This is a genomic window from Vibrio tarriae, from assembly GCF_002216685.1.
GTDB classification, from domain to species: Bacteria; Pseudomonadota; Gammaproteobacteria; order Enterobacterales; family Vibrionaceae; genus Vibrio; species Vibrio tarriae.
This window is the reverse complement of record NZ_CP022353.1, coordinates 32,726-54,387: the sequence shown is the minus strand read 5'-3', so window position 1 is coordinate 54,387 and position 21,662 is coordinate 32,726. Positions and strand designations below refer to the sequence as shown.

Genomic DNA, 21,662 nt, shown 5'->3' with positions numbered 1-21,662 from the left:
AAAATAACCTCCAATCAGGATGGATAAGGGGAAAAACTAGGCATCATTATCCATATCTTGCATAAGGTAATGTGAATATTGTGTCATTTTTCCGCGCAGTTTATGGTCATGTTCTTGGTCATGCTGACCTATCTTAACCATGCTTTAGCATAACCACGGCATAAAAAAACCGGAGCTTGGGCTCCGGCTTTTCCTGCTAAGGGGGATGATTACATCATGCCGCCCATGCCACCCATGCCCATGTCTGGCATTGCTGGTGCATCTTTCTTCGGCAGCTCAGTGATCATTGCTTCAGTGGTGATCATCAGACCCGCAACAGACGCTGCGAATTGCAGAGCAGAACGGGTTACTTTGGTTGGATCCAGAATACCCATTTCGATCATGTCACCGTACACGCCCGTTGCCGCGTTGTAACCGTAGTTACCTTCGCCTGCACGCACATTGTTGGCAACCACTGATTCTTCGTCACCCGCGTTTTTCACGATTTGACGCAGTGGCGCTTCCATCGCACGTAGTGCGACACGGATACCCACATTTTGCTCTTCGTTGTCACCCACCAGAGAAGAGAGTTTAGAAGCTGCACGGATCAGGGCTACACCACCACCCGCAACAACGCCTTCTTCTACCGCCGCGCGAGTCGCGTGCAGCGCATCTTCTACGCGATCTTTCTTCTCTTTCATTTCCACTTCGGTTGCTGCGCCCACTTTGATTACTGCAACGCCGCCAGCCAGTTTTGCTACGCGCTCTTGCAGTTTCTCTTTGTCGTAGTCAGAAGTGGCTTCTTCGATTTGTTGACGGATCTGCGCAACACGACCTTGGATCGCGGCTTGATCGCCAGCACCATCGATGATGGTTGAGTTTTCTTTGGTGATAGAAACGCGTTTCGCTTGGCCTAGGTCTTCCAGAGTCGCTTTTTCCAGCTCCAGACCGATCTCTTCAGAGATCACAACACCACCAGTCAGAATCGCGATATCTTGCAGCATCGCTTTACGACGATCGCCAAAGCCAGGAGCTTTAACCGCTGCCACTTTCACGATGCCACGCATGTTGTTGACAACCAGAGTCGCCAGCGCTTCGCCTTCTACATCTTCTGCCACGATCAGCAGTGGACGAGACGCTTTTGCCACGCCTTCCAGTACTGGCAACAGTTCACGGATGTTAGAGATTTTTTTATCAACCAGCAGGATGAATGGGTTATCCAGCTCTACACTGCCTGATTCTTGGTTGTTGATGAAGTACGGTGACAGGTAGCCACGGTCAAACTGCATACCTTCAACCACATCCAGCTCGTCTTGTAGCGCTTGGCCTTCTTCAACGGTGATCACGCCATCGCGACCCACTTTTTCCATCGCTTCAGCAATGATGTTACCCACGCTAGAGTCTGAGTTAGCAGAGATAGTACCTACTTGAGCAATCGCTTTAGTATCGGCACAAGTCACTGACAGTGCTTTCAACTCTTCTACTGCAGCGATAACGGCTTTATCGATACCGCGCTTCAGATCCATTGGGTTCATGCCTGCCGCTACCGCTTTTAGGCCTTCGTTCACAATCGCTTGAGCCAGTACGGTTGCTGTGGTTGTACCGTCACCCGCAGCGTCGTTGGCTTGAGAAGCGACTTCTTTCACCATTTGTGCGCCCATGTTCTGGAATTTGTCTTCCAGCTCAATTTCACGCGCAACCGATACACCATCTTTAGTAATGGTTGGTGCACCGAAAGATTTGTCGAGAACCACGTTACGGCCTTTAGGGCCTAAGGTTACTTTTACCGCATCGGCCAGAATGTTTACGCCTTCTAGCATTTTTACACGAGCGTCATTACCAAAACGTACGTCTTTAGCAGCCATTTTTCATTTCCTTTCTAAATTCAGTTATTGATTTCGTTGGGATTCAGAATCAATTATTCAACGATTGCCAAAATGTCATGTTCAGCCAAGATCAGCACTTCTTTGCCATCGATCTTTTCTGTTTTTGTGCCGTAGCTTTCTGCGAAGATCACGGTGTCGCCTACTTTCACGTCCAAAGGTTGAACTGAACCGTTCTCTAGAATGCGGCCTTTACCAACTGCCAACACTTTACCGCGCGTTGATTTTTCCGCCGCAGAACCAGTTAGAACAATTCCACCAGCAGATTTTGATTCAACTTCTTGGCGTTCAACGATCACTCGGTCATGTAATGGACGAATATTCATCGGTCGTCTCTCCTGATTTAATTTTCCGTATGGTTGATAAAACGCTGATCATCAGCATGTGTCACATATGTGGGGGAACTTGCACCATATCCCAAGGGGGCAAGCGTAAAAAAACGTGATTAATTTAACATTTTCAAACAGCAAATCGATCTGAGCGTGGCGTCGCTTTCGATCCTATCCGCGATCTGCGGCCGGAAGGTAGCAAGTCCTCTGGCATAGTAAATAGTTTGCTTTATTAAATTCGCATCCCATAATAACGGCAGCATAAAGAGACACCGATCCAACAACGCCAAAGATGAATGGTGATTGGCGCAATGACTCAGCTTAGAAAACCACCCCTTGTTAGGAAAATGAAAGACGATGAAAACGGTTGACCGCATTCTTCACACGCTCAAACGTGAAGGCACAGTAACCGCCAAACAGTTGGCTGAAGACCTAGGTATCACTACCATGGGCGCTCGTCAGCATTTACAAAGTCTGGAAGAAGAAGGTGTGCTGGCGTTTCATGATGTGAAAGTCAAAGTCGGTCGCCCAACTCGCCATTGGTCTTTAACCGCGAAAGGACACAATCAGTTTGCTGATCGTCATGGCGAGCTGACCATTCAAGTAATTGACGCGGTCGAGCATATTTTTGGTAAAGAAGGGCTCGCCAAGGTGGCAGCAGAACGTGAAGCTCAAACCTTTGCCGCCTATCACAGCGCATTAGTGGGGTGCCACTCTCTGCAAGAAAAACTCGAAGCTTTGGTTACCCTGCGTGAACATGAAGGCTATATGGCCGAGTTAGAGCCTACTGCCGACGGCTTTATTTTGATTGAAAACCACTGCCCGATTTGCAAAGCAGCCACCCGCTGTCCCAGCCTGTGCCAATCCGAGTTGAATGTTTTTCGCCGTTTATTGGGCGAAGAATGCCATATCGAACGCCGCGAACACATTGTCGCCGGAGAGCGACGCTGCACTTACTTTATTGCCGTGCGATAACCTATCTCCCATTCTATTTTGACCCTTTTCGTCTTATTTATAAGAAGGGCGATATTCGTTCCGCCTGACTGCGGAAAAATCGCTTACGCTTGAACTGTTGACAAAAGCATCAGTTTAGCTAAAGGCGGAGGATTGCCACATGACGCCCCCACACTCACCCGAACCCTGTAATCAGGAGCTGCCACCCTTTGATGAGTTGGTCGCCCTCGCAAAACACCATCCTGATGCTTTTGATCAGTTTAAGAAGGAGATGTGCGAAGAGATGATTCTCTCTGCCTCGCTCGCCATGCAGCAAAGGCTTTGGGCGCAGCAGAGCCATATTGATCGTGTGGTAGGCCAATGCAAAAACCCCGTACACGCCAACGTAACCTTAATGCGTGAACTGAGCCAACAAATGGTGCGTTTTCGTAATGCATTAGAGGGCGATTTGCAGCAAGACACCGTCGCGGATGTGGTGCCGTTTCGCCCGAGAATGGTTCAAGACGACGGCTGGCGATAGCGCTCTCAGCCGAGATGGCACAAGTGGCAAGAATAAAGAGAGGAGAGGAACCTCCTCTCTACGCATTTGATACCACTTATTGCTGGCCTAGCTTTTTTTGATCCACTTCGGCTCGGGGCCAAAACGGTTACTGCCATCCGTGCCAGAAAGAAACCCGCACTCCACCAAAACCCATGCACCACACAGTAACGCCACAAACGAGATAAGTGTTTCCAGCATGCCGGGTTGGGTATTCACGGCCAATTCTCCTGCCGGAATCGTCATGCGGCCAATCACAAGAGGCACATTGAGTAGCAACCACCAGCTTGATTTGTCACGATCATGCCAACGCTTAGCGGTAATCGCCAAATCTGGCACTAAGACTACCAGCAGAAAAACCGGCAAGATCAGGTGCGCAACATCGGGAAATAGCAGATTCGATCCCATTGCAAAACCTGCAATCATGGCGTAGTAGCAAATATTCCACAGCCAGAACGCTTGGCGACCAATACGCCCCTGAAAAGAAAACAACAGTGTTTGTAACGACATGACTTTTACCTAAACAAGGTCATCGATTGATGACTTTTTGAAAACAGTCTGTATCCATATCTCGAATATTAATGGTCAAACTGCGCACATGGCTGGCTTTCGCCGCCAGAATCTCCATCAGCTTACGCGATAACTCTCGCTTTTGCTCAGGACTGCGTCCTGCCAGCAACTCAAAACTGAGGTGAATAAAATCAACGCTGTCGCCTTCATCCCCAATCAACCAATGGTGGCAGCGCAGCGCGCGAGATTTTACCGAACTTATTTCAAACAGTCCTGAATCAATCGCGGCTCGATGCAAATCTTCCAGCAACCCTTGCACATTGATGCGTTCATCGACTGAGTTTGAGTATTCCATGACTAAGTTTGGCATTCGGTTTTCCTTGCTAACGGTGGATAAAAATCGTTCTGTCCTAGATAGAGGGATAGTAATAACAAGTTCAACATAAAAAACCGAGCCACTACCGAATAATCTGTCACTCAGATCACTCGATTGCTGATTTGTCGCGTCGATGAGATCCCATAAAGACATGATACGAGTCATGATCTGACGAATTTATTCTGCTATAGTCCTGCGAGTTTATTTTTTACATTGATTAGATATGGAGATATTCCTATGCGTCGTCCTGTTGTGATGGGTAACTGGAAACTGAATGGCAGCAAAGCTATGGTCACTGACCTGCTAAACGGCTTGAATGCAGAACTTGAAGGTGTTGCGGGTGTTGATGTGGTTATTGCTCCACCAGCAATGTATTTGGATCTGGCAGAGCGCCTGATCAAAGAAGGCGGCAACAAGCTGATCCTAGGTGCACAAAACACCGATACTCACAACAACGGTGCGTACACCGGTGACATGTCTCCAGCGATGCTGAAAGATTTCGGTGCTTCTCATATCATCATCGGTCACTCTGAGCGTCGTGATTACCACAAAGAATCGGACGAGTTCGTCGCTAAGAAATTTGCGTTCCTGAAAGAAAACGGCCTAACGCCAGTATTCTGTATCGGTGAAACTGAAGCGCAAAACGAAGCGGGCGAAACAGAAGCAGTATGTGCTCGCCAAATCAACGCAGTGATCGACGCTTACGGCGTTGAAGCTCTGAACGGCGCGATCATCGCTTACGAACCAATTTGGGCAATCGGTACAGGTAAAGCCGCGACAGCAGATGATGCACAGCGTATCCACGCGTCAATCCGTGCACTGATCGCAGCGAAAGATGCTGCAGTAGCAGAGCAAGTGATCATCCAGTACGGCGGTTCTGTAAAACCAGAAAACGCAGCGTCTTACTTTGCACAACCAGACATCGACGGTGCGCTGGTTGGCGGTGCATCACTGGATGCGAAAGGCTTTGCCGCGATCGCGAAAGCCGCAGCAGAAGCGAAAAAAGCGTAATTTGCGATTCTCGCCACTGATCGTTCAAGGCCAGCATAATGCTGGCCTTGTTGTTTTTAGCCCCTCGCAATTCACTCCCTAGGCTCCCTTCCCTAGTCCCTGTTTTTAAGTTCAGGTATGCTAGGCACCTTGTTTCCCTTCGTTGCCCAGCTTATGCACGATAAACACGGCCTGCTTTCAGCCCCTATTCCTCTCGTTTTACGGCAAATGACCGTACCGATGATTTTCGGCTTGGTGGCCATTTTGATGTTCAACCTCGTCGATACTTTCTTTATTTCCTTATTAGGCACACAGGCGCTGGCGGCAATCAGTTATACCTTTCCGGTCACCTTTGCGGTCAACTGTATCACCATGGGGATTGGGGTTGGGCTTTCCACCTGCATAGGCCGCTTGCTCGGACAAGGCGATGGACGACAAGCGGCGCGCGTGTCTAGTCATGGGTTACTGCTAGCCTTATTGCTAGTGGCAGCGGCTTCAACACTCGGTTTATTGACCATAGAACCGCTGTTTTTGCTGCTTGGTGCCAGCCACGAGCTGATCCCTCTTATCAAAGAGTACATGGTGGTGTGGTATCTCACGATTCCACTGCTCGTGCTACCTATGGCCGGCAATAGCGCGATTCGCGCCACTGGCGATACCAAAACACCCGCCAAAATTATGATGCTGGCGGGTTTTATCAATGGAGCGCTCGACCCACTGCTGATTTTTGGCTACGGCCCATTTCCTGAGCTCGGCATTCAAGGCGCTGCGATTGCTAGTGCCTTCTCTTGGTTGGGGGCATTAATTGGCTCGCTGTATCTGCTGATCAAGCGTGAAAAACTGCTCGCCATACCATCACTGCCCCATCTGCGCGATGACTGGCAACAGATTTTAAAAATCGGCACTCCGGCCGCGCTTTCCACCGCAATGAGCCCAATTTCTGGCGCACTGCTGATGATCATGCTCTCAAGCCACGGCACTGCAGCGGTGGCCGCGTATGGAGCAGCGCAGCGCATTGAGTCGATTCTGATTTTGGTACTGATGTCGCTCACGTCTGCCCTCACCCCCTTTATGGCGCAAAATCTGGGGGCGCAAAATCCAGCACGCAGCTTTGCCGGACTCTTTCTGAGCCTACGCTTTTCTCTGCTGTTTCAACTGATGGTGTTTATCATGATGGTACCGCTGAGTATTCCACTGGCGGCGCTGTTTTCTCAAGAACAAGCCGTGCGCGATCTACTGTGGCACTATCTGTTAGTCGTACCGGTCAGCTACGGCTTCCAAGGTGTGGTCATGATGTTGGTTTCCGCCCTCAACGCCTTACATCAACCACTCAAGGCTTTTCAATGGAGCTTTATGCGCCTGTTTGTGTTCACCCTACCCGCAGCTTGGATTGGCGGCAGACTGTACAACATTGAAGGGTTATTTATCGGTATTGCGGTGGGGAACATACTGGGCGGATTATTGGGTTATCTCTATGCGCTCAGATTGCGGCGTCAAACCCTTACGCCTGATTTGGGTTAAGATCGTTACAAGCCAATAGAGAATGCATGAAAAAGCCGATGTCAACGACATCGGCTTTTTCAAAACTTAGAGTGCGTGAGTTCGCTTACAGCAACTCATCTTCCTCTTCTTCGCCCAGATCCGCACTCAGCGGCTCTTGCGAGATGATGATGCCAGTATTGTCGGCATACAGATAATCTTCTGGTAGGAAGGTGACGCCGCCAAAGTTGACTGGAATGTCCACTTCACCGATGCCTTGCGAGGTTGCGCCGACAGGAATAGAAGCAATCGCCTGAATACCGATGCTCATCTCTTCCAATTCATCCACTTCACGGACACTGCCATACACCACAATGCCTTCCCACTCATTTTCTTCCGCTAGAGCCGCCAATTCTGCATCAATTAATGCACGGCGCAGCGAGCCGCCACCGTCAATCAGCAAAATACGGCCAAGACCATCTTGCTCAAGGGTTTCACGGATCAAACCATTATCTTCATAGCACTTAATCGTGGTGATTTGACCGGCAAACGAAGCACAGCCACCAAAGTTGCTGAACATAGGCTCCACGACATCGACTTGGTCGAGATAGATATCACACAGCGCAGAAGTATTGTATTCCATAGCTTTGTTCTCTTAGCGAAAGTCTTCCAACGAGTATATAGAGTGATTGAGTCATTGCAATGACAGAGTGCAAATTAACTTGTCAGAGTTTGGGCAATGATCACTCCAACAAACAAAAGGTTGGTGATCATCGACGTTTTCACCACCACGGGCATCATGGGGGCAATTTGCGCGGGTTGCTCGGTAAACCAGACGGCTCGACCGTGACGAGTCACCACCGACAAACAGAGCAAAAAGGGCAAGCTGATCCACAGTGGTTTGTCTTGTAAAACGAGGTAACCTGCAAACGCGGCAACGGCACCAAACAACAAAGCAAAGTGATACTGCTTCGCGCGCACTTGACCCAAGCGCACCGCCACAGTGCGTTTGCCACACTGCGCATCGTTTTCAATATCGCGCATGTTGTTGACATTCAGTACCGCCACCGCCAGTAAACCACACCCTAAAGACGGCAATAACAGGCTCCATTCAATGTAGCCAGTGTGCAAAAAGAAGCTGCCTGAAACACCAAGCAAGCCAAAAAATAGGAATACCGATAGATCGCCAAGCCCGACATAGCCGTAAGGTTTATTCCCGACGGTATAAGCAATCGCCGCTAAAATCGCCAATACTCCTAAGCCAATAAATATCAGGATATTTTGCAGGTTATCAAAGGCATACAGCACCAATGCCAAACCAGACACCATGGTCAGAATAACATTGATCGCCATGGCGCGTTTCATATCACTTAAGCTCACCGCACCCGATTGAATGGCGCGCATCGGTCCTAAACGAGCATGGTTGTCGGTGCCTTTCACCGCATCGCCATAATCATTGGCAAGATTGGACAGAATTTGCAGCAAAGTCGCGGTCAGCAGAGCTAACACCGCGATCAGCCAGAGAAAATTTCCCGCGGAGAAGGCTAATGCACTCCCGGTTAAAATGGAGATCAGCGCCAGAGGCAAGGTTTTCGGACGCGCGGCATCCAACCAAATTTGCACAGAGTTATTCATGATAATGAGAGTACGATCAACATGGCGTCAGTATACGCGCAAATCACCCAGATAAAAAAGCCCACCAAATTCGGGTGGGCTTTCACTTCAAAAATTAAGCAGTCTAGAGAATGAAACGGCTGAGATCTTCGTCTTCGACCAGCTCACCCAAACGCGCTTTCACGTAAGCAGCATCGATCACGAAGGCTTGGCCGGCTTTTTCTGTTGCATCAAAGGAGATTTCATCCATTAAACGCTCCAGCACAGTATGCAGACGTCGCGCACCAATATTTTCAGTGGTTTCGTTAACTTGCCATGCGGCATCCGCAATCTGCTTGATACCATCTTCGGTAAACTGCACATCCACCTGTTCGGTTTTCATCAGCGCAACATATTGCTCGGTGAGTGATGCTTTCGGCTCAGTCAGAATGCGTTTGAAGTCGTTGCTCGACAGGGCTTCCAACTCAACTCGGATGGGCAAACGGCCTTGCAGCTCTGGGATCAAATCTGACGGTTTTGCTACTTGGAACGCGCCTGAGGCAATAAACAGGATGTGATCCGTTCGCACCATGCCATGCTTGGTGGATACCGTACTGCCTTCAATCAAAGGCAGCAGATCGCGCTGCACCCCTTCACGAGAAACATCGGGACCCGAGACTTCACCGCGTTTACAGATTTTGTCGATTTCATCGATAAACACGATGCCGTTGTTTTCGACATTGTAAATCGCCTGCTCTTTCAGCTCTTCTTGATTGACTAGCTTAGCGGCTTCTTCTTCCACCAAGGCTTTCAGCGCATCTTTAATCTTCATTTTGCGCTTTTTCTTGGTGTCGCCCGCGAGGTTTTGGAACAGTCCCTGCAGTTGGTTGGTCATCTCTTCCATGCCTGGAGGTGCCATGATTTCCACGCCCATCTGCGGTACAGCGACGTTAATTTCAATCTCTTTGTCGTTCAGTTGCCCTTCACGCAACTTTTTACGAAACACTTGGCGGGTGCTGGAGTTCTCCTCTTTTTGCTCTGCTTGTCCCCACGCATCGCGTGGTGGAGGCAGCAGCGCATCCAATACGCGCTCTTCCGCTAACTCTTCAGCGCGGAATTTCACTTTCTCCATCGCTTGCTGATGCGTTAGCTTCACCGCAACATCGGTCAGATCGCGGATGATCGACTCCACTTCCTTACCGACATAACCCACTTCGGTAAACTTGGTCGCTTCAACCTTGATGAAAGGCGCGTTCGCAAGCTTGGCTAAACGGCGAGCAATTTCAGTTTTACCCACACCAGTTGGGCCAATCATCAGAATATTTTTCGGGGTCACTTCAACACGCAAGCTCTCTTCAAGCTGCATACGACGCCAACGGTTACGCAGTGCAATCGCTACGGCACGTTTGGCTTTATCTTGACCTATGATGTGGCGATTCAGCTCGCTCACTATTTCGCGGGGAGTCATTTCAGACATGATTCAAATCCTTCACTCAGCTTTTCGGGCACTATCTTGTGGTTATTTGCCGGAGACTTATTGATCTACGCAGATGCGCCTTGTGGCAACATCGCCTGCGGAATTTCGAGTTCTTCGATAGTGTGATGGTGGTTAGTAAACACGCAGATATCGCCAGCGATATTTAAGGCTTTTTCGGCGATCGTGCGTGCATCAAGCTCGGTGTTTTCTAACAGAGCAATAGCAGCCGCTTGTGCATAGTTGCCACCAGAACCAATCGCAATCAGATCGTGCTCAGGCTGCAGCACATCACCATTACCGGTAATGATCAGCGATGCGGTTTCATCGGCGACCGCCAAAATGGCTTCCAAACGGCGCAGCGCGCGATCGCTTCGCCAATCTTTGGCTAGCTCAACCGCCGCTTTGGTCAGGTGACCTTGGTGCATCTGCAACTTACTTTCAAAGCGCTCAAACAGGGTAAATGCATCAGCGGTTCCACCAGCAAAGCCTGCCAGTACCTTGTTGTTATAAAGGCGGCGCACTTTACGTGCATTGCCTTTCATCACGGTATTGCCTAGCGATACCTGCCCGTCACCAGCGATGACAACTTTATTATTACGACGCACTGATACGATAGTAGTCACAAGAGGCCTCTTTAATTTTTATCGGAGAGTTACCCGCTTATATGCGGCTACCGGAAAGCAATTTCAAGCCAATCGAAAGAAGTTCAACGAATGCCAACAAAAAAGCCTGATCAACATCAGGCTTTTGGGGAATCGCTTACTGCTTTTCAGCCCAGATAGCGCAGGGCTCGATTTTCGCGCGTTGCAGTTTGTGCTTATCACGCTCCGCATCGCGCTTAAATTTGTAAGGCCCAAGTACGACACGATACCAACTGCTGTCCGCTTTCTTACGGATATGGCTGCTGATGCCTTGGAAAGCGATATCCAGCTTACGCGCTTCGGCTTGCTCTGCGGTTTTATACGCACCACACTGCATCACGTACGGGATATCCGATACTTCCTGCTCTTTAGCCACCACTTCAATTTCACGATTGGGCAAGCTGTCTACGTAGTCCCACTTTTCTGTTGGTGGGGGCGGTAGCGTTCCTGTCTGCTTAGGTTTACTGCTGGATGTCGATGATAACGTCGACTCCTGAGTGTTTAGTTTGGGTTCTGGGTCGTTGTTGAGTAGATACAAACCATAACCAAAGCCTGCCAATAGCACTAAAGCGACTAAACCACTGCGCCAAGGTTTACGGCGCGGCGCTGCTTTTTTTCGGGTCGGCTTCTTAGGACTACGACCGCCTCTTACATAATCTCTATTCGCCACGTTCTCGTTCGGAAATTAACAAAATTGCCCACATGTTAAAGCAGATCGCTGCCAGATAACAGAGTTACACCCAAACAACTGGCCTTGTAGCCTATCTCAGCGCGGCGATAGGAACGAGAAAATGAACCGAGCTCATACCATTCAGGATTGAAAATCGGTTCAGGCAACTCGCTATCTCTTGCTTGGAGGCGCAGCACTCTCACGCACCACTAGTTTGGTTTCCAAAAGACGCGAGCCGGCACGCACATCATGCCCCCGTAGTAACTCAAGCATCATCAACATGGCTTGACGGCCAATCTCATAACGCGGCTGCGAAATGGTCGTTAATGGGGGATCGCAGTACTGGGCAAACTGAATATCGTCAAAACCGACCACGGAGAGATCTTGTGGTACGCGCAAGCCAAGTCGCTTCGCTTCCTGAATCGCACCAATTGCCATCGTATCGTTATGACAGAAAATCGCGGTCGGCTGCTCCGGCAATGCCAACAGCTGACGCACCGCTTTTGCCCCGGCTTCAAAAGTGAAATCGCCAAAAATGCAGTAAGTCGGGTTCATGGTGATGCCAGCACGACGCAACGCCTGTTGATAGCCTTGATGACGGAATTGACACAGCGCAGCATGTTGTGGGCCAGAGATCTGCGCAATCCGTTTGTGCCCAAGCTGAGTTAAATAGTTTACCGCCTCAAATGCCGAGGTCAGATTATCGATATGTACCGTTGGTAGTTCTAGCTCTGGCGCAAATTCACACGCCATCACCATAGGTGGTAGGTTTTTCTGCTCAGGTTTACTCACATCAAACGGCAAATCCGTACCCAACAGTAACATACCGTCTGCCTGTTTGGTAAACACCAGATTAACGAACGAGTTTTCCCGACGCTTCTGTTGACCACTATCCCCCAACAGCACCAGATAACCGTGCTCCATCGCGGCATCTTCAATACCGCGAATGATCTCAGAAAAGTAGGGATCACAGATATCTGGCACGATAGCAACGATGGTTTTCGATTCATTACGCCGCAAATTGCGCGCTAAAGAATTTGGTGAGTAACCCGCTTCCAGCACGGCCTCTTCCACTCGTTTACGAGTGGACGACGAGACTTTCTCTGGATTCATCAACGCACGAGACACGGTCGCGGTTGAAACTCCAGCAAGCTGGGCAACATCCTTCATTGTCGCCATGTATTTTTACCCTCTTTTCTTTATCAAGTGATGTTGAGCATCACACTTATGATGACTGATCTTGTAAGACTTAACCTGCAATCAGTAAACCTTGTTAATACTTGAAATCATGTCTATACCATGGCTTTTGGATTAACGAAAACGATTCACTGAGTGGGTTTTACCGATAGTCTAAGGGATTCAGAACAGAAAGTTACGGCGAGATTAACAAATCTTGCATAGTCACTGTGATTTACATCACGATAATAAGCATTAATTTGCTGACAAAATTAACACACAGACTTTATTAACCGCGATGCGAATTAGCTCAGATCTTGCGGATCAATATCGATCGACCAACGCACCTTGCTTGCCAACGGTAACTGTTGCAGTGCAGGACGTGCGCTTTGCAAAATCTTCTGCATCAGGGTGCGATTAGGCGTTTGTAGTAAAAGTTGCCAACGGAATTTTCCCGCTCTTTTCGCGAGTGGCGCAGGCGTTGGCCCGAGCACCATACATTCGCTATCAAACCAAGGATTGCAGCGCAAGGTTTCGCGCACTTGACGCAAAAAATCTTCCACTTGAGCGGTGTGATTGGCTTCAGCTCGAAATAAGCTCAAGAAAGAATAAGGGGGCAGTTGCGCCAGCTTGCGCTCTTCCAACGCCGTTAAGGCAAAATGGTGGTAATCCTTATGCAGCAAGGCTTGTAGCAAACTGTGTTCGGGATGATGCGTTTGTAACACCACTTCGCCCGGCTTGCTGGCACGCCCTGCCCGCCCTGCGACTTGAATAAAGAGCTGAGCCAAGCGCTCAGAAGCGCGAAAATCACTGCTGTACAATGAGCCATCGACATCCAACAACGCGACCAAGGTAACATCGGGGAAGTGATGTCCTTTGGCGAGCATTTGCGTACCAATCAAAATCTGATATTCGCCTTTACGAATCGCGGTTAACGCCGATTCCAAACTGCCTTTACGCCGCGTGCTATCTCGATCAATCCGCACTGAACGATACTCAGGGAATAGAGTGTGTAATTGCGCTTCAAGCTGTTCCGTACCAACGCCGACAGTAACCAGTTGAGTCGAGCCACACCCTTTGCATTGATGGAGAACAGGACGCTGTGAACCACAATGGTGGCAGCGCATTTCATTGCTGTGTTGATGGTAGGTGTAATAGGCATCGCAACGCTGGCACTCCGCAATCCAGCCGCATTCATGGCACATCAAGGCCGGAGAAAAACCGCGGCGGTTTAAAAACAGCATCACCTGATTGCCCGCCGACAAATGGCGGCGCATTTCTGCAATCAAAGGAGCAGATAGGCCACTTTCTAGATAGAGCCCTTTCACATCCAACGCGTGGTTACGTGTGGGTAGTGCATTACCGGCGCGCTGCGTCAGTTGCAAGTGATGGTATTTACCACTGAGCGCATTATGCAACGTTTCCAAGGCTGGCGTCGCCGAGCCAAGCACGATCGGAATATTCTCCAAATGCGCGCGCATCACAGCCACATCGCGGGCATGATAACGCAGGCTATCTTGCTGCTTATAAGAACTATCATGTTCTTCATCAACAATAATAATGCCCAATTTGGCAAAGGGCGTGAGCAGCGCCGAGCGCGTACCAATCACAATGCCCGCCACTTTATCGCGCGCCGCCAGCCAAGCGTTGAGGCGTTCAGTATCGTTGAGCGCCGAGTGCATGACTTCGACGGGGACATTAAAACGTTGGCGAAACCGGTTGATGGTTTGTGGGGTTAAACCAATTTCCGGCACCAACACCAAGGCTTGTTCACCACGCGCCAATACCGGTGTGATGAGGTTAAGATACACCTCTGTTTTGCCTGAACCCGTTACCCCTTCTAATAAAAAGCAGCCGAAACCTTGCTGGCTATTCACTGCCGCAATCGCGATCGCCTGCTCTTGATTAAGCTTAGGTTTATCGACTTTGGCTTCCAGCTCTTGCGGCCAAGGTCGCGCCACCGGTTTACGTTCTTCACACTCAATCCAGCCTTTCTCCACTAGGGTTTTCAGTGTTGCGCTGCTTACCTCTTCATCAAGTAAGGCTTGGTGGGATAAAGCGCCATGCTGCAACAGGTGAAGCACTTGCGCTTGCTTGACTGCGCTCCGCTTCACCCCTTGCATCAGCTGCTCTTGGCCAAGCGTGGTTAAACGCCACTCCTTATGGCTAGTCAACTCTGCGGCTTTGCCTTTACGCAGCGCGCTGGGTAAGGCATTCGCGTACGTTTCACCGAGCGGATAATGATAAAACTGGCTACACCAGTGCAGCAGAGACTGAAGTTTATCCGGCCAGACTGGCGCGTCATCCAATACCGCTTGCACCGATTTCAGTTGCTCGATAGGAAAATCGGATTGATGCGTCAGCGACTGGACGATGCCGACCAAGGTTTGCCGCCCAAAAGGCACTTGCACACGACCGCCCAGCACTGGAAATAGATGAGCTGGGATCAAATAGTCGAAAGACTTATCCAGAGGTACAGGCAGGCAAACTCGGGCAATGGTGGGTCGCATCAGGGTCCAAAACAGGGAAAAATCAAACGGATCACAGTCTACTGGAAGCTTGGCAGAAATTCGACCCGCGCTTTTGGTGAAATAATCGGCGCGATTGGTTGATCCGAAACTCAAGATTCATTAATATATCGCGCCTTACGGCATCCTAGAGGGTTGACCTCTCTGGATATGCAAACTCGTTATTTTTAACACTACGTGTGGTGTCCGACGACAATCGATTCGGATGGCGACACGGCCTAAATTGAGGTTATCCCATGAAAGCTGGTATCCACCCAGAATACAAAGCAGTAAACGCAACTTGTTCTTGCGGCAACTCTTTCGTTTTCAACTCTACTCTAGGTAAAGACACAATGCACCTAGACGTATGTGACAAGTGCCACCCATTCTACTCTGGTAAGCAACGTATCGTTGACACCGGTGGTCGTGTTGAGCGCTTCAACAAGCGTTTCGGCGCACTGTCTGCGAAGAAGTAATTTCTGCTTTACGCTAGATTTTGAAAAAGGACGCTCCGGCGTCCTTTTTTCATAGCCTAAGCGCCACCATCGTTATCTCATCTCGCTTTCAGCGAGGATGAATTGATCACTCACTTATCTGCATATAAAACCTTTTGAATTGGCACGATCTGGCTATTTCTTCTCCGCAATTCACATTTTCACTGGTCTTATCAGCAAGATCTTCGCTTTTTTTGTACGCTTTGCTCAGTGTCTAACCTAGGCAGTTTGCAATAGTTACTTTAAAATTTGCGACCTCCCCCATAAATAACAATAAGAGAACAGCCCTATGTCCGATGACAATCGCCTCAACCCAACGCCTGAAGAACAATTTCGCCAACGTGCTCTGGATTACCATGCTTACCCAACCGCGGGCAAAATTGGTATTGCACTGACTAAGCCAGCCGATTCTGCTGCCGATCTGGCTCTGGCTTATAGCCCAGGTGTAGCTGAGCCAGTGCGTGAAATCGCGCAAAACGTTGACAATGTGTATAAGTACACCGCGAAAGGCAACACGGTGGCCGTGATCTCTAACGGCACCGCAATTTTAGGATTGGGAAATTTAGGCCCGATGGCCTCTAAGCCTGTCATGGAAGGTAAGGCACTGCTGTTTAAACGCTTCGCTGGATTGGATTCGATTGATATTGAAGTAAAACACCGCACGATCGACGAATTTATCGATACTGTCGCTAACATTGCTGATACTTTCGGCGGCATCAACTTAGAAGATATCAAAGCCCCAGACTGCTTTGAAATTGAGCGCCGCCTGATTGAGCGTTGTGATGTCCCTGTATTCCACGATGACCAACATGGTACCGCGATTGTCACCGCGGCTGGTATGCTTAACGCTCTTGAGCTGCAAGGTAAACAACTGAAAGACTGTATTATCGTCTGCCTTGGGGCGGGTGCCGCAGCGGTGGCGTGTATGGAGCTACTGATCAAATGCGGTGCAATGCGTGAGAAGATCTACATGCTGGATCGCAAAGGTGTGATCCACACGCGCCGTGATGACCTCAATGAATACAAAGCTCTGTTTGCGAACAATACCGACAAGCGTACGCTGGAAGATGTGATTGCGGGAGCGGATCTATTCTTGGGCGTTTCAGGTCCTAACCTGCTGCCAGCGGATGCCCTGAAACTGATGGCCGATAAGCCCGTGGTATTTGCTTGCTCCAACCCAGATCCTGAAATCAAACCAGAAATTGCTCATCAAGTCCGTAACGACATGATCATGGGGACTGGTCGCAGCGACTATCCAAACCAAGTTAACAACGTGCTCTGTTTCCCGTTCATTTTCCGTGGAGCACTCGATGTACGCGCCAGCGAAATCAATGATCAGATGAAACTGGCTGCAGTAGAGGCGATTCGCCAACTGGCGAAAGAGCCTGTACCAGCAGAAGTGCTGGCAGCTGCTGGAGTGGATAAGCTCAGTTTCGGTATTGATTACATCATTCCGAAACCGATGGACCCACGCCTATTACCACGCGTAGCACGCGCAGTCGCGGAAGCAGCAGTAGAATCAGGCGTTGCTCGTATCTCAATGCCAGAAAACTACATGCAGGCTTAATCTGCTTGTTTATATGAATAAAAAAGTCGATACAAAAAGCCCCTCAGTTATATGAGGGGCTTTTTTATAAGCCGGATTTGTTCAATGAACCCGTATCACTCACGCCAATCGTTACTCATCGTAAGATTCGAACTCAATCCCCATTTCGGTCATCAAACGTTTGGCTTCGGCAGGAATATCATCAGGGCGATCTTTACGTAGGTCTTCGTCCGTCGGCAGCGGCTGACCGGTATAAGCATGCAAGAAGGCTTCGCACAGTAACTCACTATTGGTAGCATGACGTAAATTATTGACTTGACGGCGTGTTCTCTCATCCGTTAGCACTTTGAGAACTTTCAGCGGAATGGATACCGTGATTTTTTTTACCAACTCGCTCTTTTTCCCATGCTCTGCATAGGGGCTGATGTATTCGCCATTCCAGTCTGCCATTGCGCACCTTCGTTATTGTGGTTCGAATCGAAATTTCAAAGGCTCTAATTTTAGCGGGATTTACTGCCATAAGCAAAGACATATAGACGTCTAGAAGTGTTGACGTCTTCATTTAACATCAGTAAAGTGTCGAGTAATTTATGGGCAACGGATAAACCTCATCCCCCAGTTAGGGAAAGTTGCGATGCGACAACCGACACTGCAGCTTAAAGCAGGAAAGGTATATGATGAAGCCCTCTAGGACAGAATAGCCAGCAAGGAAACTCCATGACCACACGCAAGCCAGCCACCATTGCGGTTCGTACCGGGATTGAATCGGATACTCAATACCATGCGGTTGTACCTCCCATTTATCTTTCGACCAACTATGGGTTTCCCGCATTTGGCGAAGTGCCTAAATACGATTACACCCGCTCAGGTAACCCAAACCGAGGCCTGTTAGAACAAACCTTATATGAGCTTGAATGTGGAGAAGGCGCCATAGTGACCAACTGCGGAACCTCTGCGATCAACTTATGGGTCACCGCCTTGTTAGGCCCTGATGACCTGATTGTCGCGCCGCACGACTGCTATGGCGGTACTTATCGCTTGCTCAACACCCGCGCTAAAAAAGGCGATTTCAAAGTGCAGTTTGTCGATCAATCCAACGCAGCCGCACTCACCCAAGCTTTAGCCCGCAAACCCAAGCTGCTGCTGATTGAAACCCCTTCCAATCCTTTAGTGCGTGTGGTGGACATCGCTCATCTTTGTCAGTTAGCCAAAGCGCAAGGCACGTTGGTGGCGGTCGATAACACCTTTTTGACTCCGGTATTCCAAAAACCGCTCACCTTAGGCGCGGATTTTGTGCTGCACTCCACCACCAAATACATTAACGGTCATTCAGATGTGATTGGCGGCGTGTTGATCTGTAAAAACAAGCAACATGCAGAAGAGCTGGCTTGGTGGGGCAACTGTTTAGGCTCAACCGGCACCCCATTTGATAGCTACATGACCTTGCGTGGCATTCGTACCTTAGGCGCGCGGATGCGCGTGCATGAAGAGAGTGCGCAGCAGATCTTGGCGTATCTACAAACCCAGCCCTTGGTTGGCAAAATTTATCATCCAAGCCTGCCCGAGCATCCAGGCCATGAGATTGCCAAAAAGCAGCAATCTGGCTTTGGCGCTATGCTCAGTTTCGAGTTTGCAGGTAGTTTTGAACAGCTGAAATTGTTTGTGGGCAAGTTGGCGCTGTTTTCACTGGCTGAATCGCTCGGGGGGGTAGAAAGCCTTATCTGCCATCCAGCGTCTATGACTCACCGTGCGATGGGCGAAGAAGCGTTAGCCGAAGCGGGAATTTCCCAGCAGTTGCTGCGTCTTTCCGTCGGTCTTGAAGATGCTTCCGATCTGATTGCCGATCTTGACCAAGCCTTTTTACAAACTCTTGCCGCGAATTAAGGAGATCTGTGAATGACTCATCCCCGTCAACTGCACAAATTTGGTGGTAGTAGCCTTGCCGACCCAGAGTGTTATCTGCGTGTCGCGAAAATTCTAAAAAGTTATTCCAAGAGTGATGATTTGGTGGTGGTTTCTGCGGCTGGCAAAACCACTAACCGCTTGATCAGTGTTGTCGAAGCCCTCAACAATGATGGCCGAGCCGCCCATGAAACTCTGCACGCACTGCGCCAATATCAGTCCGATTTGATCACCAAACTACTGACCGCGGATGCAGCTGAACCACTGCTCCATCAACTACAACAAGAGATCAGCGTGTTAGGCGAACTCACCGCTCCTCTTAGCAAGGCGCAATACGCTTGGGTTTTGGGGCATGGTGAGCTGTGGTCAGCCCGCCTGCTCGCCGCATTGTTGAATGAGCAAGACTTACCAGCCGTCGCGCAAGATGCACGGGCATTTTTACGTGCCGAAGCAGGCACACAGCCAGAAGTGGATCGCGCTCGCTCTTATCCGCTACTGAAAGCCATATTGACCCAACATACCCAGCGCCGTGTGGTGATCACCGGTTTTATGGCGCAAAACGAACAGGGCGATACTGTCCTGCTCGGTCGTAATGGTTCCGATTATTCCGCAACCGTGATTGGTGCACTGGCTGAAGTGTCACGCGTGACCATTTGGAGTGATGTGGCAGGCGTGTACAGCGCCGATCCGCGCATTGTCAGCGATGCGTGTTTGCTGCCACTGCTGAGGCTCGATGAAGCCAATGAACTGGCTCGCTTGGCAGCGCCAGTGCTACACAGCCGCACATTACAACCTGTGGCACAGAGCACTATGGAACTTCACTTGCGTTGCAGCCACCAACCGGAATCGGGTTCTACCCGTATTGAGCGCGTACTCGCATCCGGGCGCGGCGCGAAAATCATTACTTCGCTCGATGATGTGCTGCTGATTGAGCTGAGCTTTGCTCATCACCATGATTTCCAACGCTTGCAAGAAGATGTGTTACAGCACTTGCTGCGCGTGCAGCTGCAACCGCTGACTTATGAAGCCCAGCCCGATCAATACCGTTTACGTTTAGCTTACACGGCAGAAATTGCCCCCGGCGCGTTTGCAGCGTTGCAAGATGCCGCTTTCGAAGCGGAAATCAAACTCAAAGAAGGCTATGACCTGATTGCCGCTGTTGGTGCGGGCGTCACCAAAAACCCGAACCACTGTTATGGTTTCTACCAGCAGCTGAATACCTTGCCAGTCGAATTTATCAGCGCATCGGAATCAAGCCTCAGTTTGGTCGCAGTGCTGCGCCAAACACCGATTCATTCATTGGTTAACGCGATTCATAAACAGCTCTTTCAAGCTCAAAAACGCGTGGCGATTGCGCTGTGCGGTAAAGGCAATATTGGCTCCAGCTGGCTCAAACTGTTTGCTGAACAAAAAGAGAAATTGGAGCAACGCCACGGCATGAATTTTGAGTTGGTTGCGGTGGTCGATAGCCAAACCTATTGGTTTAATGAACAAGGCATCGACCCGACGCATGTTCCAACGCATTTCCAAGATGAATCGCTCCCCAATCAAGATCAAATCTGGTTGAAAAAGCTCGGTGCATTAGAAGGTTATGATGAAGCTATCGTCATTGATGTCACCGCCAGCGAAGAGTTAGCCGAGCAGTATCTTGAGATTGCCGAACAAGGCTTGCACCTGATTTCCGCCAACAAAGTGGCAGGCTCGGCTGCGGGCAATTACTACTATCAAGTTAAAGATGCCTTCCACAAGATTGGCCGCCACTGGCTCTATAACGCCACGGTAGGCGCAGGCTTGCCAATTAACCATACAGTGCGCGACCTACGTGAAAGTGGCGATGACATCATGGCGTTATCGGGGATTTTCTCCGGCACACTCTCATGGTTATTCCAACAATACGATGGCAGTTTGCCGTTCAGTGAACTGGTCGATTTAGCGTGGCAACAAGGTTTGACCGAACCCGATCCGCGCTGCGATCTCGATGGTTCAGACGTGATGCGTAAATTGGTGATCTTGGCGCGTGAATCTGGCCTTGAGATTGAGCCGCAGAATGTCAAAGTAGAATCATTGGTACCTGCCGAGCTGCGTTCTGTATCGCTGGATGATTTTCTCGATAACAGCAAACTGCTCAACGAGCAGCTCGCCGAGCGCCTCGCCCGTGCGCAAAAGCAAGGCAAGGTACTGCGCTACGTGGCAAGGCTAGAAAAAAATGGCAAGGCCAGTGTCGGCGTCGAAGCGCTTGAGCAAGATCACCCACTGGCCAACTTACTCCCATGCGACAACATCTTTGCGATTGAGAGCAAATGGTATCGCGATAACCCGCTGGTGATCCGCGGCCCTGGCGCAGGGCGCGAAGTAACCGCCGGTGCGATTCAGTCAGATTTGAATCTGCTCGCGAGCCTACTCTAACCCTCACATTCAGCTCCTAAAACAAAGCTCGCCGAAATGGTGAGCTTTTGCTCCTATCCTCTATGCTTGTAAGCATGCTAAGAATCATTCCCTACCTATTTCACGAATAACCACACATAGCACTTAATTGCTTTTTCAAGCTTGAATCTGCTTCACGATCAACATGAGTAATATTCATAATGGCAAGGTTGACATCAAAGCGCATTCACGAC

At 49.7% G+C, this 21,662-nt stretch carries 20 protein-coding genes; 8 read left to right on the top strand and 12 right to left on the bottom strand.

What is annotated here, in order from left to right:
• Positions 1-209: 209 nt before the first annotated feature.
• Both groL and CEQ48_RS05710 read right to left on the bottom strand, forming a co-directional pair.
• Positions 210-1,844, bottom strand: coding sequence for a chaperonin GroEL (gene groL, locus CEQ48_RS05715; protein ID WP_000729140.1), 1,635 nt, complete (start codon positions 1,842-1,844; stop codon positions 210-212).
• 53 nt (positions 1,845-1,897) lie between these two features.
• Positions 1,898-2,188 carry a co-chaperone GroES gene (locus CEQ48_RS05710; protein WP_001026274.1) on the bottom strand — a complete coding sequence of 97 codons (291 nt, stop codon included), beginning with the start codon at positions 2,186-2,188 and terminating at the stop codon, positions 1,898-1,900.
• Between the two features lie 360 nt (positions 2,189-2,548).
• Here CEQ48_RS05710 and CEQ48_RS05705 point away from each other — a divergent pair, with 360 nt between their 5' ends.
• Both CEQ48_RS05705 and CEQ48_RS05700 read left to right on the top strand, forming a co-directional pair.
• A complete protein-coding gene (locus CEQ48_RS05705; protein ID WP_089070601.1) occupies positions 2,549-3,166 on the top strand; it encodes a helix-turn-helix transcriptional regulator in 618 nt (205 codons plus the stop codon).
• Positions 3,167-3,305: 139 nt separating this feature from the next.
• Entirely contained in the window at positions 3,306-3,665 is a 360-nt protein-coding gene (locus CEQ48_RS05700) for a DUF3135 domain-containing protein (RefSeq protein ID WP_053037237.1), read from the top strand.
• A gap of 87 nt (positions 3,666-3,752) precedes the next feature.
• On the opposite strand, the gene CEQ48_RS05695 is transcribed toward CEQ48_RS05700, so the two are convergent.
• Together CEQ48_RS05695 and CEQ48_RS05690 are read right to left on the bottom strand one after the other, a co-directional pair.
• On the bottom strand, positions 3,753-4,193 hold the full coding sequence (locus CEQ48_RS05695; protein WP_053037238.1) for a DUF805 domain-containing protein: 441 nt from the start codon (positions 4,191-4,193) through the stop codon (positions 3,753-3,755).
• A 19-nt stretch (positions 4,194-4,212) separates the two neighbouring features.
• The gene (locus tag CEQ48_RS05690; RefSeq protein ID WP_001133286.1) at positions 4,213-4,563 is read right to left on the bottom strand and encodes a 5-carboxymethyl-2-hydroxymuconate Delta-isomerase; all 351 of its coding nucleotides are present in this window, start codon (positions 4,561-4,563) and stop codon (positions 4,213-4,215) included.
• Positions 4,564-4,806: 243 nt separating this feature from the next.
• Between CEQ48_RS05690 and tpiA the strand changes: the two genes are divergently transcribed.
• Positions 4,807-5,580 (top strand): triose-phosphate isomerase, encoded by a 774-nt coding sequence (gene tpiA / locus CEQ48_RS05685; protein ID WP_055029191.1) that lies wholly within the window; start codon positions 4,807-4,809, stop codon positions 5,578-5,580.
• 153 nt (positions 5,581-5,733) lie between these two features.
• Positions 5,734-7,080: an MATE family efflux transporter gene (locus CEQ48_RS05680; RefSeq protein WP_479688294.1), complete on the top strand. Its 1,347-nt coding sequence runs from the start codon at positions 5,734-5,736 to the stop codon at positions 7,078-7,080.
• A gap of 85 nt (positions 7,081-7,165) precedes the next feature.
• Here CEQ48_RS05680 and rraA read toward each other — a convergent pair whose 3' ends face one another.
• From rraA to priA, 7 genes are all read right to left on the bottom strand, one after another.
• On the bottom strand, positions 7,166-7,681 hold the full coding sequence (gene rraA / locus CEQ48_RS05675; RefSeq protein WP_000456236.1) for a ribonuclease E activity regulator RraA: 516 nt from the start codon (positions 7,679-7,681) through the stop codon (positions 7,166-7,168).
• A 74-nt stretch (positions 7,682-7,755) separates the two neighbouring features.
• Positions 7,756-8,673 carry a 1,4-dihydroxy-2-naphthoate polyprenyltransferase gene (locus CEQ48_RS05670; protein WP_089070599.1) on the bottom strand — a complete coding sequence of 306 codons (918 nt, stop codon included), beginning with the start codon at positions 8,671-8,673 and terminating at the stop codon, positions 7,756-7,758.
• 103 nt (positions 8,674-8,776) lie between these two features.
• On the bottom strand, positions 8,777-10,108 hold the full coding sequence (gene hslU / locus CEQ48_RS05665; protein WP_001293366.1) for an ATP-dependent protease ATPase subunit HslU: 1,332 nt from the start codon (positions 10,106-10,108) through the stop codon (positions 8,777-8,779).
• A 65-nt stretch (positions 10,109-10,173) separates the two neighbouring features.
• On the bottom strand, positions 10,174-10,731 hold the full coding sequence (hslV, locus tag CEQ48_RS05660) for an ATP-dependent protease subunit HslV (RefSeq protein WP_000208249.1): 558 nt from the start codon (positions 10,729-10,731) through the stop codon (positions 10,174-10,176).
• A 136-nt stretch (positions 10,732-10,867) separates the two neighbouring features.
• Positions 10,868-11,419 carry an SPOR domain-containing protein gene (locus CEQ48_RS05655; protein WP_089070598.1) on the bottom strand — a complete coding sequence of 184 codons (552 nt, stop codon included), beginning with the start codon at positions 11,417-11,419 and terminating at the stop codon, positions 10,868-10,870.
• Positions 11,420-11,590: 171 nt separating this feature from the next.
• Positions 11,591-12,598, bottom strand: a complete 1,008-nt coding sequence (cytR, locus tag CEQ48_RS05650) for a DNA-binding transcriptional regulator CytR (RefSeq protein WP_089070597.1) — start codon at positions 12,596-12,598, stop codon at positions 11,591-11,593.
• 302 nt (positions 12,599-12,900) lie between these two features.
• Positions 12,901-15,105 carry a primosomal protein N' gene (gene priA / locus CEQ48_RS05645; protein ID WP_089072356.1) on the bottom strand — a complete coding sequence of 735 codons (2,205 nt, stop codon included), beginning with the start codon at positions 15,103-15,105 and terminating at the stop codon, positions 12,901-12,903.
• 254 nt (positions 15,106-15,359) lie between these two features.
• On the opposite strand from priA, the gene rpmE reads away from it, so the two are divergent.
• Entirely contained in the window at positions 15,360-15,578 is a 219-nt protein-coding gene (rpmE, locus tag CEQ48_RS05640) for a 50S ribosomal protein L31 (protein ID WP_000643446.1), read from the top strand.
• 307 nt (positions 15,579-15,885) lie between these two features.
• Positions 15,886-17,163: a malic enzyme-like NAD(P)-binding protein gene (locus CEQ48_RS05635; protein WP_001278589.1), complete on the top strand. Its 1,278-nt coding sequence runs from the start codon at positions 15,886-15,888 to the stop codon at positions 17,161-17,163.
• Between the two features lie 111 nt (positions 17,164-17,274).
• On the opposite strand, the gene metJ is transcribed toward CEQ48_RS05635, so the two are convergent.
• The gene (gene metJ / locus CEQ48_RS05630) at positions 17,275-17,592 is read right to left on the bottom strand and encodes a met regulon transcriptional regulator MetJ (RefSeq protein WP_000796267.1); all 318 of its coding nucleotides are present in this window, start codon (positions 17,590-17,592) and stop codon (positions 17,275-17,277) included.
• Positions 17,593-17,859: 267 nt separating this feature from the next.
• On the opposite strand from metJ, the gene CEQ48_RS05625 reads away from it, so the two are divergent.
• Together CEQ48_RS05625 and CEQ48_RS05620 are read left to right on the top strand one after the other, a co-directional pair.
• Positions 17,860-19,026 (top strand): O-succinylhomoserine (thiol)-lyase, encoded by a 1,167-nt coding sequence (locus CEQ48_RS05625; RefSeq protein ID WP_089070596.1) that lies wholly within the window; start codon positions 17,860-17,862, stop codon positions 19,024-19,026.
• Between the two features lie 12 nt (positions 19,027-19,038).
• Entirely contained in the window at positions 19,039-21,450 is a 2,412-nt protein-coding gene (locus CEQ48_RS05620) for a bifunctional aspartate kinase/homoserine dehydrogenase II (RefSeq protein ID WP_089070595.1), read from the top strand.
• Positions 21,451-21,662 lie beyond the last annotated feature (212 nt).